The following is a 14334-nucleotide window of genomic DNA, read 5'->3' as shown; positions in this document are numbered from 1 at the left end:
ATGTTTCAGCACCTGCTCATAGTTAAAAAGGCGCGGTCAGGAACATCCGTCCTGACCGCGCCGATTTCTTCCCCCGGTTTGTTGAGTGGCCGGGGTCTTATTGTCCACCGGCGGCCGCAACGCTGCGCGGTTCCATCGGCATTTCTCGCGGAGGCCGCCCGATCACATCGCGCAGGTCTTCCAACTCGATGAAGTTGTCGGCCTGGCGGCGCAGCTCATCCGAGATCATCGGCGGCTGGCTACGGATGGTCGATACGACGGACACACGTACGCCCTGACGCTGCAGGCTGGCAATCAGCGGGCGGAAATCCCCATCGCCCGAGAACAGCACGATATGATCGACGCGCGGCGCCAGTTCCATGGCATCGACGGTCAGTTCGATATCCATGTTTCCTTTGACTTTCCGACGCCCCATGCTGTCAGTGTATTCCTTGGCGGGTTTGGTCACCATGGTGAAGCCATTGTAATGCAGCCAGTCAACCAAAGGACGGATCGGCGAATACTCGTCGTTTTCAAGTAGCGCTGTGTAGTAAAAGGCCCGGAGCATCTTACCGCGGCGCATGAACTCCTGGCGCAGCAGTTTGTAGTCGATGTCAAACCCCAGTGCTTTAGCGGCCGCATAAAGATTCGAGCCGTCGATGAACAGCGCTAGCCGTTCGTCTTTATAAAACATAAATACTTCCTTCCGGTACAAACCAGCGGCGCCGGGTGTTAGGTGAGTGAGCTAGTAAATAAGCGACGCGCTGATACCTCTATAATTAGGACTTTTAATGTGTATCGCAAGCATGCAATTCGCCGAATGTGGGGGGTAAAATGAGCAATTCTTCGTTAAAAGCGGTGATTGCGCTGGGCGCAAATCTCAGTTTGAGAGAGTCGGGGCCCAAGGTGACACTTCAAAGGGGTATTGACGCGATTTCGCGTCATGGGGTGGTGATTCGCGCCGTTAGCCGCTTTTTTGAGACACCGTGTTTCCCGGTCGGAGCCGGGCCGGACTATGTGAATGCGGCTGCGCTGATTGAAACAGACAAGAGCCCGCAAGAATTGCTGCACTTGCTGCATGAGGTCGAGCATGAGTTTGGCCGCGAACGGGTGCAGCGCTGGGGTATGCGAACACTGGATTTGGATCTTGTTTGTTACGACGATCTCATCCTGCCCAATCGGGCAGAATATGACCGGTGGCTGGCACTGGCACCAGAAGCGCAGAAACAGCAAGCGCCAGATCAACTGATCCTGCCGCACCCACGCCTTCAGGACAGGGCATTTGTATTGGTTCCGATGGCGGATGTGGCCCCGGATTGGCGTCATCCAGTGCTAGGGCAGTCCGTCACCGAGATGCTGGCGGACCTGCCCGCTGCTGATATTGAGGCGGTCACCCCACTGTGAACCGCAGCACCGTGCCATTTCCTGCTTGTCAAGGCGGGGATTCGCGCTTAGATAAACGTCTTCCTGACATGGATTCAGTAACGGAGAGCGCCCAATGGCCCGCGTGACGGTTGAAGATTGCGTAGACAAGGTTCCAAACCGGTTCGAACTGGTGATGCTTGCCGCCCATCGTGCGCGTGAGATTTCTGCTGGTGCATCGATCACCGTCGACCGTGACAACGACAAAAACCCCGTCGTGTCTCTGCGTGAGATCGCCGATGAGACCCAGAGTGCTGACGAACTGCGCGAGCGCCTGATCGAGGCCAACCAGACTCAGATCGAGGTCGATGAGCCGGAAGAAGATCAGATGGCTCTGCTGATGGGCGCAGAATCGGACAAGCCTGTCGAGGATGACATGTCTGAAGAGAAGCTCCTGCGCGCTCTGATGGAGGCTCAAGGCCAGGGGTAACCCAAGCTACACAAGGTGCGGACCGGATGATTTCTGCTGACGACCTGATTGCGCTGGTCCGCAACTACAACCCCAAAACCAATGCTGAGCGAATTGCCCGAGCCTATGAGTTCGGGATGCAGATGCATGAGGGGCAATTCCGCCATTCCGGCGAACCCTATTTCACCCATCCCGTTGCGGTTGCCGCCATCCTGACCGAACAGCGTCTGGATGACGCGACCATTATCACAGCCCTGCTGCATGACACGATTGAGGACACCAAAGCCAGCTATGGCAAGGTATCAGAGCTGTTTGGGGATGAGGTCGCAAAGCTTGTCGATGGTGTTACCAAGCTGACCAATCTGCAGCTCTCCAGTCGTGAAACGAAACAGGCGGAGAATTTCCGCAAGCTGTTCATGGCCATGTCCAAGGACCTGCGGGTTATCCTCGTCAAGCTGGCCGACCGTCTGCACAACATGCGCACCATCAAGGCGATGCGCCCGGAAAAGCAGGTGATCAAGGCGCGCGAGACGATGGATATCTATGCGCCGTTGGCGGGCCGGATGGGTATGCAATGGATGCGCGAGGAACTGGAAGACCTTGCCTTCCGTGTGTTGAACCCCGAAGGCCGTCAGTCGATCATCCGCCGCTTTATCACCCTGCAACGTGAAACCGGCGATGTGATCCATCGGATCACCGGAGACATGCGGCACGAGTTGGAAAAGGCTGGGATCGACGCCGAGGTTTTTGGACGCGCCAAGAAACCCTATTCGATCTGGCGCAAGATGCAGGAAAAGGATCAGGGCTTTTCGCGCCTGTCCGACATCTACGGTTTCCGCATCATCACCCAGACCGAGGAAGACTGCTATCGGACGCTAGGCGCGATTCACCAGCGCTGGCGCGCGGTGCCGGGGCGTTTCAAGGATTATATCAGCCAGCCGAAATCGAACGGGTATCGTTCGATCCACACCACCGTCTCAGGGCGTGACGGTAAACGAGTAGAAGTTCAGATCCGCACCCGTCAGATGCATGACGTAGCCGAAACCGGCGTTGCCGCGCATTGGTCGTACCGGGACGGTGTCCGCTCGGAAAACCCATTTGCTGTCGACCCGGCCAAGTGGATTGCCAACCTGACCGAACAGTTCGACAGCGAGGACGATCACGAGGATTTCCTCGAGGCCGTGAAACTCGAAATGTATTCGGACCAGGTGTTCTGCTTCACGCCCAAGGGTGATGTGGTGAAGTTGCCGCGCGGTGCGACGCCAATTGATTTCGCCTATGCTATCCACACTCGTATTGGGCACGCCTGTGTTGGGGCCAAAGTGGATGGCATTCGTGTGCCACTATGGACTCGCCTCAAAAATGGCCAATCGGTGGATATCATCACTGCCGACGGTCAGACACCGCAAGTGACGTGGCTTGAGATTGCGGTCACCGGCAAAGCCCGGACCTCGATCCGTCGTGCGCTGCGCGAGGTGGATCGTGAACGCTTTATCAAGCTTGGCAAGGAACTGGCCCGTGCAGGATTCGAGCACGTGGGCCGCAAGGCTACGGACAAGGCGCTGGATACGGCCGCAAAACACTTGCGCCTGAAAGACCGGCATGAGCTGCTGGCTCGTCTGGGCAGCGCGGAACTGACCGCGCATGACGTGGTCGAGGCCGTGTATCCCGAACTCACCAAGGATGAGGGTGACGCAATACCACTGCGCCGCGCGGTGATCGGCCTTGAGCCGGGGCAGAAATTCGAACGCGCGCCTTGTTGTCAGCCCCTGCCAGGTGAACGCATCGTTGGTATCACCTATCGTGGCAAGGGTGTGGTCGTTCATGCCATCGACTGTGACCGGCTGTCCGACTATGAAAGTGAGCCTGATCGCTGGGTCGACCTGCATTGGCATTCGGGCACGCACCCCGCCGTCTATGGGGTGACGCTGGATCTGACCATCGGCAATGACGCAGGCGTCTTGGGGCGCATTTGCACATTGATCGGAGAGAAAAAGGCCAATATCTCGAACCTGGAATTCGTTGACCGCAAACCGGATTTTTACCGTCTGCTGATCAGTGTTGAGCTGCGCGATCTGGAACAGTTGCATTCGCTGATGCTGATGCTTGAGGCCGAAAGCGACGTCGCTGCGGTCGAACGTTACAGAGACAGGGAAAAAACCGCGGTTGCGGCTGGCTGAGAAGGGGTGATCAGGAGTGGTTTTCAAGCGCCGAGACCGACGCTCGCCCATTCAGATCGCTTCGGAATTCGTCTATCCGCGCGGTGGCTGGACCCGTGCCTTTCACTACGTTAAACACCGCATCCGGCGCTTGCCGGATTCACCTGAACGCATAGCGCGCGGGGTTGGTGCGGGCGTATTCGCCGCGTTCACGCCCTTTTATGGCTTCCACTTCTTTATCGCGGCGTTCCTCAGCCGTTTGATCAACGGCAACTTTCTGGCTTCGCTCAGTGGTACTTTTTTCGGAAATCCGCTGACCTATGTGCCCATTGCTGTGGTGTGTCTGCAGACCGGTCATTTCCTTCTGGGCGATGATTTTGAAGAAGGCGAGACCCACGGGCTGATGGACAGTTTTGCCAAGGCCTTTGGCGATCTGAAAAACAACTTTCTCGCTATGTTCACGGATCGCGTCGCTGATTGGCGGGGGCTGAGCATATTCTATGAAGAAGTGTTCTTTCCCTACCTGATCGGAGGCATATTTCCGGGGCTCATAGCCGGGTTCATCTGCTACTACCTCAGCCTTCCAGTGGTGCGCACCTACCAGCAGCGTCGTCGTGCCCGGATCAAGGCGAAATTCGACGAAATCAAACGTTTGGCCGAAACCAAGACTGCCGTTCCGGTGGCAAACCCATTAGGCTCAGGGCCGAATTCGGGAAAGGAATCAAGCGATGTCTGACAACCACCTGCGTCTGGGCGTAAATATTGACCATGTGGCAACCGTGCGTAACGCACGTGGTGGAGCCTATCCCGACCCGCTGCGCGCCGCCAAGCTGGCCGAAGAGGCTGGTGCCGATGGCATCACGGCACACCTGCGTGAAGACCGTCGCCATATCTCTGACGCCGATATCGACGGGCTGATGGAGGTTCTGTCAGTGCCGTTGAATTTCGAGATGGCCGCCACGCCCGAGATGCAGCAGATCGCCCTGCGCCACAAACCCCACGCGGTCTGCATCGTTCCCGAAAAGCGTGAGGAACGGACGACAGAAGGGGGGCTTGAGGTCGCGCGCGAGGAAAACAAGCTGGCCCATTACATCGCCCCGCTGCGCAAGGCGGGTTGCCGCGTCTCCATTTTCATCGCTGCCGACCAGCGCCAGATCGAAGCCGCGCACCGCATTGGAGCAGAGGTTATAGAACTTCACACCGGAGCCTATTGCGACGCCCATGCCGAAGGCCGGATGGACGAGGCCGAGCGTGAGTTGGAAAGCTTGCGTGAAATGTCTGCATTCGCACATTCGCTGGGATTGGAGGTCCATGCAGGTCACGGCCTGACCTATGACACGGTGCAACCGATTGCGTCCTTCCCCGAGGTGCGAGAGCTGAATATCGGCCACTTTCTGATCGGCGAGTCGATTTTCCGTGGGCTGACCCCCGCCATTGCCGAGATGCGCCGACTGATGGATGAGGCGCGCGCATGATAACGCCTGCGTTCATCGCCATCTGGTTCGCTTGGCTCATGGCCGGCGGATCGCCGGGACCAGCAACGATGGGTATTGCGGGCACCGCGATGAACGAAGGCCGTAAGGCGGGTTTGACTTTCGCCTTGGGTATTTGCGCTGGTTCAGCTGCTTGGGGCTTTGCTGCAGCGCTTGGGCTTTCGGCTATTATGCTGGCAAATATCTGGGTCTTTGAAGTCATCCGCTATATCGGTGTGGCGTACTTGGGGTGGCTGGCACTCAAGGCATTGAGAAGGGCTATGACATCGGATGAGGTGGCGCTGGGCAAACCAGTCACAGGATCGTTGCCAACGATCTTCACCAAAGGTGCGGCTATACACGTGACCAACCCCAAAGCCATCCTCAGCTGGGGGTCTATCTACGCCATCGTCGCGCCTAGTGATGCCAGTCTGTCGATGCTACTGGGCTATTTTGCAATGCTCTACGCGGGATCGCTTTTGATCTTCATCGGGTATGCCTTCCTGTTCTCGTCCGAGCGCATGGTCCGCACCTATCGCCGCGCGCGCCGTTGGTTTGATTTTGCATTTGCAGGATTTTTCGGGGTAGCGAGTTATAAGATTCTGACGGTGCGGCTGCAATGATCCTCGGCATCGGTACAGACCTCGCGAATATCGACCGCATCCAAGGTACGCTCGACCGGTTCGGCGACCGGTTCCGCAACCGCGTTTTCACCGAGACCGAGCAGAGCAAAGCCGAGCGCCGCGCCGACACGGCAGGCACCTATGCCAAACGCTGGGCCGCGAAAGAGGCGTGCTCCAAGGCTCTGGGTACCGGGTTGCGGATGGGGATCGCGTGGAAGGATATGGCGGTCACCAACCTGCGCACCGGCCAGCCCGTGATGCACGTCACCGGCTGGGCCGCTGAGCGCCTGAAAGAGATGACGCCTGAAGGGTACGAGGCAATCATCCATGTCACCCTGACCGACGACCATCCTTGGGCGCAGGCCTTCGTGGTGATCGAAGCGCGCCCGCTTCAAGATCGCGCCGCGCAGCCTTGACTTGCCCCCCTCGGCCCCGCATGTAGCACCCCAACAACCAAAGGACCGGAGAGCAGTATGGCCGAGGACGTCAAAACCGGAAATCCCGTGTGGGAGACGATCAAAACCATTGTTTACGCCCTGTTGATTGCGGGCGTTTTTCGCACCCTGTTCTTTCAGCCGTTCTGGATCCCCTCAGGCTCAATGAAACAGACCCTGCTGATCGGTGATTTCCTGTTCGTCAACAAGATGGCCTATGGCTATTCCTACGCTTCGTGCCCCAGCCTGATTGTTCCCAGCGTCGGTCTGAACATCGATGCCGAGGATATCTGTGGCTGGATGAAAGGCGACAATAGCCGCATCTGGGGTGGCGAGCCCGAGCGAGGCGACGTCATTGTTTTCCGCCATCCGGTCACCGGACGCGACTATATCAAACGTCTGATCGGCTTGCCGGGTGACCGCATTCAGGTTCGCGAGGGGCAGATCATCCTGAACGGCACCCCGGTTCCGCAGAAACCCGATGGTGTATTCACCGAGATTGCCGAACCGCAGGGGCCGCAACGTTTGCGCCCGCGCTGCGAGAATGGTCCTGTGGGAATTGGCGGTGTGTGCGAAAAATCCCGCTCCATCGAAACCCTGCCCAACGGTGTCTCGTATGATGTCCTGAATATCGGCAATCAAGGCGCGGACAACACGGGCATCTACACTGTGCCCGAAGGCCACTATTTCTTCATGGGTGACAACCGCGATAACTCCAGCGACAGTCGCCTGCCGCAATCGGCTGGGGGGGTCGGTTATGTGCCTTATGAAAACCTGATCGGACGCGCCGATCGGATCATGTTCTCGTCCGCGGGTCGGTCGATGCTGTTCTTCTGGACCTGGCGCGGCGACCGTTTCTTTAAGGCAATCAATTGAAGCTTTCAGCTGAGATAAAAGCGTTCCAGAAACGTTTGGGGTATGAGTTCGCCAACCCCGAACTGCTTGTGCGCGCGCTGACGCATGGCTCGGTTTCCTCTGCCACTCGGCCGGACAACCAGCGGCTGGAGTTTCTTGGGGATCGTGTTCTGGGCCTTGTCATGGCGACCGCGCTGTTGGAGGCTGACAAACAGGCGTCTGAAGGTCAGCTTGCCCCCCGATTTAACGCTCTGGTCCGTAAAGAGGCGTGCGCCGATGTTGCCCGTCAGATCGACGTTGGGGCCGTTCTGAAACTCGGGCGGTCCGAGATGCTGTCTGGCGGCCGACGAAAACAGGCGCTTTTGGGTGACGCGATGGAAGCCGTCATCGCAGCTATCTACCGCGACGCCGGGTTTGAAGCCGCGCGCGACGTGATCTTGGCGCTCTGGGGTGATCGCATTCACACCGTCGAAGCTGACGCGCGCGACGCTAAAACTTCCCTTCAGGAATGGGCGCAGGCGCGAGGGCAGAAGCCGCCATCCTACGTGGAAATCAAGCGCAGTGGTCCCGACCACGCACCGGTATTCACCATTGCCGCCCGTCTGCAAGACGGCACCGAGGCACAGGCAACAGCCGGATCAAAACGACAAGCTGAACAGGCAGCCGCAAAAGCCTTGCTGAACGATCTGCCAAAGTAACTCGGATCTGCTTTTCATCTGGAGAATAATCTCGGGATGCTGGCCCCCTCACGGTCGAATTGCCACTAATTCGAAACTTAGACCACGCGAATAAATCCGGTCAGCCCGGTTTTCTGGTGTTCAATCACGTGGCAATGAAACGCCCAGTCGCCGGGATTGTCGGCGACCAGAGCGATCTCGACCACTTCGTCCTTCAGCAACAGCATTGTATCTGTCAGCAAGGGGGGCAATCTGCGCAAGTTAGACTTCAAAGGTACAAAAACCAGACCGTGCAGGTGGATCGGGTGCAAGTTCGGTGACTCGTTGCGTAAACGTAGCACATAGCTTTTGCCCTGTTCCAACGTCGCTAAGGGGCCGACCCCTTGAGCCGCATCGCCGGGCCACGGTGTTCGATTTATCGACCAGAAGTTATATCCCAGAGATCCACAAAACCCGTTGTTTGGTTGCCCGCCCTCGGGCGTCCAGCCAAAGACGAATTCATGAACTTCGGCCTTTGTCAGGTCGGGTTTGGCCGCCGGATTTGCTGGCAGGGGGCGCAGTTCGCGCAGATCGCGTGCAACCGAAGCTCCTACTGCACGCAGGCGGGTCATAGCCCTATGCTTTTGACCGGGGAACTTGGCCACGAGATCAACGGTTTGCCCCTCATCAGTTGGCATCTTCACCGCAAAGTCCACCCGCTGACCGGGGCCGATCAGCAAAGGCTCATCGGCACTCGGCATCGGGACTTCAACCTCAACCGGGTGACCGTCCCAAGCGATTATTCGAGCCTTAGCGCTGTTCAGATGAACCTTGTAGATGCGGGTAGTGTCGGTATTGACCACCCGCAACCGTACCAGACTGCCCGCCGCGTGTTCGTAATGCGGCTCGGTCAGCCAGTTCGCTGTCTGTACGTTGCCAAATGTCCCTGCTCGGGCCGCGCCGCGCGCCGTATAGGCGGGCAGGAATTGATCCGCGTCATCCAACCGGAAATCGCGCAGGTTGACCACCTGTTCACTGTCGAAGCCGGGGTCGTCGGCCTCGGCAATCACCATCACACCGGTCAGTCCATGGGCCATCTGGTCCATTGTCATGCAATGCGGGTGATACCAATAAGTCCCCGCGTCCGGAGATGTGAACTCATAGTCGAACACTTCCTCCGATCCGATCGGCATCTGTGTCAGATAGGGCACCCCGTCCATCCCATTGGGGATACGCATCCCATGCCAGTGCATCGCGGTATAATCAGGTAGAGTGTTGCGCACCGGCAGACGCATGACTTCACCCTGCTTTCCATACAGAACCGGAGGTGGGGCGTTCGGTGTCAGGCTGACCATGCCGGAGGTCATCTGACCTCGTAAGGCAAAGCTGGCGGGTTGGACAACCAGTTCTGGGGCACCCTCAGCCAGCCCCAAACCGCCCAGACCCAGTGCTCCGGCAGTGGCACCGCTGCCCAGTAGAAACTCACGTCGTTTCATATCGACCTCATGGAAGGGTGATCGCCTGGCTAGTTTTGGCGTGGCACCCAATGGTGCTTGCATCTTTGACGCATGGCCGCAATGCGACAAATCCCTCTGGCCCGCCGTGGCTTTCTGCTATAGGGGTGCGCACTTGCAAACAGGATCGCAGGACACATGACCACACGCGCCGGATTTATCGCCCTGATCGGAGAGCCCAACGCAGGCAAATCCACCCTTTTGAACCGCATGGTTGGGGCCAAGGTCTCAATCGTGACGCACAAGGTTCAGACCACCCGCGCCCGCATCCGCGGCGTGGCGATGGAGGGCGATGCGCAACTGGTCTTTGTTGATACGCCGGGCCTCTTCAAACCTCGCCGCCGTCTGGATCGCGCCATGGTGGCCGCAGCGTGGGGTGGGGCTGCGGATGCCGATATCGTCGTGCTGATGGTCGAAGCGCACCGCGGCATAACCGAAGGGGTTGAGCGTATCCTCGAAGGCCTGGAAGAGATCGGGCAGGGCCGCACCATCGCGTTGGCCATCAACAAGATCGACAAGGTGCCGAGCGAGAAATTGTTGGCTCTGACCAGTGACCTGAACGCACGCTACCCGTTTGCCGAAACCTTCATGATTTCGGCCGAGAAGGGCCACGGCGTTGATGATCTTCGCAAGTGGCTGGCCTCGGAACTGCCCGAAAGTCCGTGGTTGTATCCCGAAGATCAGATCGCTGACTTGCCGCTGCGCATGATTGCCGCAGAGATGACTCGCGAAAAACTGACCCTGCGCCTGCATCAGGAACTGCCCTATCAACTCACTGTTGAGACTGAGAATTGGGAAGAGCGCAAGGATGGATCGGCCAAGATCGATCAGATCATCTATGTTATGCGCGACGGTCACAAAGGTATCGTGCTGGGAAAACGCGGAGAGACCATCAAGGCGGTCAGTCAGGCGGCTCGGGCCGAGCTGGAAGAGTTCCTCGACCGCAAGGTTCACCTGTTCCTGCAGGTGAAAGTCCGGCCAAACTGGCTGGAAGAATCCGAGCGTTATTCGGAAATGGGGCTGGATTTCAAAGACGGCAACGCATGACGCGCCTAACGGCTGAATTCTGGGTCCACGCCTATCTGGCGCGGCTGCGGTTTCAGGACATCCCGGCCTTTGTCTTAGCACACGGCGATGACACGGCAGGCGCGGTGCTTGTCAAATTGAACACGCTGGACGGGCAGGCGGTCGCGTTCCAGCGCAGCTTTGACTTGATGAGCGGCGAGCGCAAATGGGTCGAACTCTCCAGCGGCCCCGAGGCCGAGGTGGACGGCGCCATCCGACGCCAGCGCAGCTTTGATCCTGACCTCTGGGTGATCGAAGTCGAAGACCGACTGGGACGGCATCTGCTGGGGGAAGAGGGGTTGGAGTAGAAACCCTGTGAAGGGCTGCTCTGAGCCCAAAGCGGAATGTAAGATCAAATATCTATTTCACACATCACTCGATCACATCAGAACCTTTTGCAATCAGAGTTTTCAAGAGACATGCCTGTCGATCCAGAAGCACGGTTACATAACTGTTGAAGGTAGCAATGACATCCTCGTGCTAGAGGTTCTGCGACCAAGCTTTCATATCTTCTGGGGTGCTGCAAATTTCAGTGACTAGACGTTCCCTTTAATATTGTTTGCGAAACGTGGTCGGGTGAAAATGAAGTTTTCCAGTTCGATGTCGCCCAAGCCTACCTTAAAGAGGGGGACAAACGTGTTGGACGTCTCGACCAAGATGAGTGTGTTCTGATCCGACATCGGGGGCAGAGCATCTTTATATTGACCAATATTATCGGGTGTCAGCTTTTCGGTATATCCACCGCGAATTGCAGACCAACTCACCGAGTGGCTGTCTTCGGCCTCATCGTAAAGTACTAACGAAATTCGGATATTCAGATCGTCCTGATTGTTCACCATCAATCTGAACATTTCTTCCATCGAGTCGATGTAGGCGCTGTTGATTTCCCGGGTTTCGCGGGAAATCAGGTCACCAATCGTATGCGCCGCTTTGATGTTCGACGCGCTCTGCCTGTAGGCGTCGAAATACGTATATCCCGCCGCGAGCGCCCAAAAGAGCATTGGGGTAATGAGGATTGCCTCTACGGCAATCGAGCCGTCTTCCCGTGACCGGAAACGTTTCGGGCGGTGGGTCAAAAATCGCTTGATCATCATACTAGTTAGGCTCCTGCACGAAGACGGTTGTAGCGGTCAGGGCATACTGACCTTCTTCGTTGACCAATGCCTTGCCCATTGCGGATGTTGGGAAAAAGGGGTTGATCTTGGCGCAGGCCCGAAGGACCATCAACTCGTTCTCAAGGCCGTTTTGGAAAGTCCGCACGGGGCGGGCCACTTCCGAGAGGTCAGTGCAGTCAGGGACAGAAGGCACTGTGATGGCGGCAAAAGGATCCTGCCGGATCATTTCCAGGCGCACGCTGGTTTCGCAATTTTTGATAAAACTGGCGCGGCTACAGATGAGAGCCTTGATGTCGTTATGTTGTGGATCGACGCCAGTGTTCAGCCGAATGTCGCGCACGGTCAGATCAACGGCACGCTCTAGCTGCGCGTGTTTCAGCGTTACCATGCCAAGCTCCAATCCCGAGAGCACCAAAAACATGATGGCCGGGAAGACGAGAGCAAACTCGAGGGTCACATTTCCGTCTTCTTGTCGACGGAGCTTGGCCAGAGCGGAAATCAACTTACGTGTCATTGTGTCAACCTCAGCATACGGACGGAGGACGAGATCGAGGTAAATGCATCCGTGAGTTGAACGGCCGACGCTTCATAATAATGACTGGCGGAGCTTGCGCAATTTTCCAGTACATCTTGGCCATTCGCCGGGGCATTGACGCTTACACTAAAGACAATCACCCCCTCATCCTTGGCGGCCTTGCACACGTGTTTGAGGCGCTGATCCTTGGCGACCGCGCTTTTCTTGCTGAACGCCTTGCCTTCCCACTGTCCATAGGCGCTATTCGACTGGGTAAAGATGTTGTGTTCGATGTGTTCCAAGGAAACGAGGTTCAGCAGTTCGACGTAGGACAACTGCACAGCGTTGCCGGGTTCGGCTTCTTCCACGCATGTCGTTTTACTGCCTTTGCTCGTACAACGCGAGTTTCCATTGCCGTAGGGGTGATCCTGCCAGCTATTGTCGTGCGGCCACCAGTAGTTGGGGTTGCCATTTGACTGGTAGACCGAGAAACTATCGGCGTCCTCGTTGTACCAGATATCTGACATGGTGGTGCGCATCGAAGGGTTCAGCATGTGCTGATCAGTATTGTCCCCGTCGGAAACCAGGATCAGAACCTTGAGAGCTTTACCTTTGTAATCCATGGGGCGGTCGTTGAATGATTCCGGAACGATACCGTCACCACCTTTGTCTTTGGGGGTGGCGAGTTTCTGGATGACCGGTCGTGTGCCGGGATCCAGCAGGATAAGGCCCCAATTCGCCCCATTGTCCAGGCCGGAGTCTTCGTCCACCACGGGAGTGCTGAGCTTGGTTAAGCCATTGACGTAGGCATGAAGCACTGCTTCATCGTTTTGGAATGGTAGAATCGCCGATCCAGGGCGGATTGGGCAGACAGGATGCCCAATCGGTTCTTTCGTCATTGTGTAAGGGTCGAAATGTGCCGTTTGTTCCAGCACACTGGTCAGAGAAAGATCAGGTTTGCTGAATTCGTTGTCGACAAAGTTGACACAGTGCGAGTAGCCATGGAAGCGGTCGAGATTGTAGTATTTCAGCAAGTCTTCGCCAGCGTTAACTTGGCTGGAATATGGGATCAGAGAGAATGAAACACCTTTGTTCCAGTCCCCGGCTTTAGATCCCATCTGTGTGATCATGCTTTTCGTCGCGGTTTTCAGTGCTGGCAGATCAATCGAGGTCGAGAAGTCCATGACAATTGAGATTTCGGCCAAACTGAGGCTTTCCTCGGCGGCGCTTGCCGCGGGGGCGGCCAGTGTATCGACACCGGACATGTGCATGAATTGGGTCGGTATCTCGTACGTGGCTGTCGCCGACACCTCTCGATAACCAGTGCTGCTAACCACTTCGATGCTGTCCTCATGTTCCAGAAGGCCTGCCTTTTCTAGGTATGAACGGACGACGGACTTTGGTTCCATCTTTTGATCAAGGTCCGTTGCGGCCAGAACAGACCGGTCCAGCGTGTACTGCAAGTTTGCTCGTTCCCGCTCATAGCGCATGTAATCTATGCCGATGCCCACACAAGCGACGATGGCCAGAAACATAAAGAGGGCGAAAATGGTTAGAGAACCATTCTCCTCACGGCGAAATTGCCGTGCACCTTTCGGAGGCAGAATATCGGTCATGGTGTTCTCCAGGTAGCAGCCAAGAATGAGGGGATAACGTAGCGGAGAATTTCGTCTTTATTTTGGTGCAAAATAGGCGGTTAAATTACCGGAGATAAACCAATTATTAACTCAAAATAAACAGTTTTGAGTTCGATAAGATGGATTTGGAAAGGGGTGAGTAGAGTGATTCAGAAAAATGTTTAATTCTATTTTTTGTTTTTTGTTTCTGACGAGCAGACCGGATCCTTTTTACTCTCAATAAGAGAAAACACAAAAACACCAAGAGACCACACAGCGCATTGGGTTATCGTCCGCCCCCACCAGAAACTATTGTCCCGATGGACCAGTGACCAGTCATGCACTAACAATCAAACCGGACTAGTAAAATCGGGCCAACCACTCCAACTGGGTCGCTCTCAGTAATTACCACACTAACTGCCGGGGCACCTGCTACCAACTCACCAATCGACCGGTATAATTTTTGTAAGTAAATTACCTTCCATGGCCATGACCAGGATG

General features: G+C 56.4%; 16 protein-coding genes. 11 read left to right on the top strand and 5 right to left on the bottom strand.

The features are described 5' to 3' along the window. Positions 1 to 97 precede the first annotated feature (97 nt). Complete coding sequence (locus ABLN94_RS20885; protein WP_058283597.1) at positions 98 to 673, bottom strand: NYN domain-containing protein; 576 nt, start codon at positions 671 to 673, stop codon at positions 98 to 100. A gap of 140 nt (positions 674 to 813) precedes the next feature. Between ABLN94_RS20885 and folK the strand changes: the two genes are divergently transcribed. The 9 genes from folK to rnc all read left to right on the top strand — a co-directional run bounded on the left by folK (position 814) and on the right by rnc (position 8051). Then, the gene (gene folK / locus ABLN94_RS20880; protein ID WP_352996093.1) at positions 814 to 1383 is read left to right on the top strand and encodes a 2-amino-4-hydroxy-6-hydroxymethyldihydropteridine diphosphokinase; all 570 of its coding nucleotides are present in this window, start codon (positions 814 to 816) and stop codon (positions 1381 to 1383) included. A gap of 94 nt (positions 1384 to 1477) precedes the next feature. Further along, positions 1478 to 1831 carry a DNA-directed RNA polymerase subunit omega gene (gene rpoZ / locus ABLN94_RS20875; protein ID WP_170493860.1) on the top strand — a complete coding sequence of 118 codons (354 nt, stop codon included), beginning with the start codon at positions 1478 to 1480 and terminating at the stop codon, positions 1829 to 1831. A 26-nt stretch (positions 1832 to 1857) separates the two neighbouring features. After that, entirely contained in the window at positions 1858 to 3990 is a 2133-nt protein-coding gene (locus ABLN94_RS20870) for a RelA/SpoT family protein (RefSeq protein ID WP_170493864.1), read from the top strand. Between the two features lie 16 nt (positions 3991 to 4006). Next, on the top strand, positions 4007 to 4705 hold the full coding sequence (locus ABLN94_RS20865; protein ID WP_352996091.1) for a DUF2062 domain-containing protein: 699 nt from the start codon (positions 4007 to 4009) through the stop codon (positions 4703 to 4705). Next, positions 4698 to 5444, top strand: a complete 747-nt coding sequence (locus ABLN94_RS20860; RefSeq protein WP_352996089.1) for a pyridoxine 5'-phosphate synthase — start codon at positions 4698 to 4700, stop codon at positions 5442 to 5444. Before ABLN94_RS20865 ends, ABLN94_RS20860 begins: the two co-directional genes overlap by 8 nt. Continuing rightward, complete coding sequence (locus ABLN94_RS20855; protein WP_352996088.1) at positions 5441 to 6064, top strand: LysE family translocator; 624 nt, start codon at positions 5441 to 5443, stop codon at positions 6062 to 6064. The genes ABLN94_RS20860 and ABLN94_RS20855 overlap by 4 nt, the downstream gene beginning before the upstream one ends. Continuing rightward, the gene (gene acpS / locus ABLN94_RS20850; protein WP_352996086.1) at positions 6061 to 6480 is read left to right on the top strand and encodes a holo-ACP synthase; all 420 of its coding nucleotides are present in this window, start codon (positions 6061 to 6063) and stop codon (positions 6478 to 6480) included. The genes ABLN94_RS20855 and acpS overlap by 4 nt, the downstream gene beginning before the upstream one ends. A gap of 57 nt (positions 6481 to 6537) precedes the next feature. After that, positions 6538 to 7374, top strand: coding sequence for a signal peptidase I (gene lepB, locus ABLN94_RS20845; RefSeq protein ID WP_352996084.1), 837 nt, complete (start codon positions 6538 to 6540; stop codon positions 7372 to 7374). Then, positions 7371 to 8051, top strand: coding sequence for a ribonuclease III (gene rnc / locus ABLN94_RS20840; protein ID WP_352996082.1), 681 nt, complete (start codon positions 7371 to 7373; stop codon positions 8049 to 8051). Before lepB ends, rnc begins: the two co-directional genes overlap by 4 nt. A gap of 77 nt (positions 8052 to 8128) precedes the next feature. Here rnc and ABLN94_RS20835 read toward each other — a convergent pair whose 3' ends face one another. Next, positions 8129 to 9505, bottom strand: coding sequence for a multicopper oxidase family protein (locus tag ABLN94_RS20835; RefSeq protein WP_352996080.1), 1377 nt, complete (start codon positions 9503 to 9505; stop codon positions 8129 to 8131). A gap of 156 nt (positions 9506 to 9661) precedes the next feature. Here ABLN94_RS20835 and era point away from each other — a divergent pair, with 156 nt between their 5' ends. Both era and ABLN94_RS20825 read left to right on the top strand, forming a co-directional pair. After that, positions 9662 to 10570: a GTPase Era gene (gene era / locus ABLN94_RS20830; RefSeq protein WP_352996078.1), complete on the top strand. Its 909-nt coding sequence runs from the start codon at positions 9662 to 9664 to the stop codon at positions 10568 to 10570. Then, positions 10567 to 10896, top strand: a complete 330-nt coding sequence (locus ABLN94_RS20825; protein ID WP_352996076.1) for a DUF1491 family protein — start codon at positions 10567 to 10569, stop codon at positions 10894 to 10896. Before era ends, ABLN94_RS20825 begins: the two co-directional genes overlap by 4 nt. A 228-nt stretch (positions 10897 to 11124) precedes the next feature. On the opposite strand, the gene ABLN94_RS20820 is transcribed toward ABLN94_RS20825, so the two are convergent. The 3 genes from ABLN94_RS20820 to ABLN94_RS20810 are packed head-to-tail and all read right to left on the bottom strand — an operon-like array spanning position 11125 to position 13833. Further along, a complete protein-coding gene (locus ABLN94_RS20820) occupies positions 11125 to 11682 on the bottom strand; it encodes a TadE/TadG family type IV pilus assembly protein (RefSeq protein ID WP_352996074.1) in 558 nt (185 codons plus the stop codon). 1 nt (position 11683) lies between these two features. Next, positions 11684 to 12217, bottom strand: coding sequence for a TadE/TadG family type IV pilus assembly protein (locus ABLN94_RS20815; protein ID WP_352996072.1), 534 nt, complete (start codon positions 12215 to 12217; stop codon positions 11684 to 11686). Next, positions 12214 to 13833 (bottom strand): TadE/TadG family type IV pilus assembly protein, encoded by a 1620-nt coding sequence (locus ABLN94_RS20810; RefSeq protein ID WP_352996070.1) that lies wholly within the window; start codon positions 13831 to 13833, stop codon positions 12214 to 12216. Before ABLN94_RS20810 ends, ABLN94_RS20815 begins: the two co-directional genes overlap by 4 nt. Positions 13834 to 14334 lie beyond the last annotated feature (501 nt).

It is taken from the genome of Ruegeria sp. SCP11 (genome assembly GCF_040329455.1).
GTDB lineage: Bacteria > Pseudomonadota > Alphaproteobacteria > Rhodobacterales > Rhodobacteraceae > Ruegeria > Ruegeria atlantica_E.
Note: the sequence above shows the minus strand (reverse complement) of the source record. Positions and strands in the feature narration are given on the sequence as shown.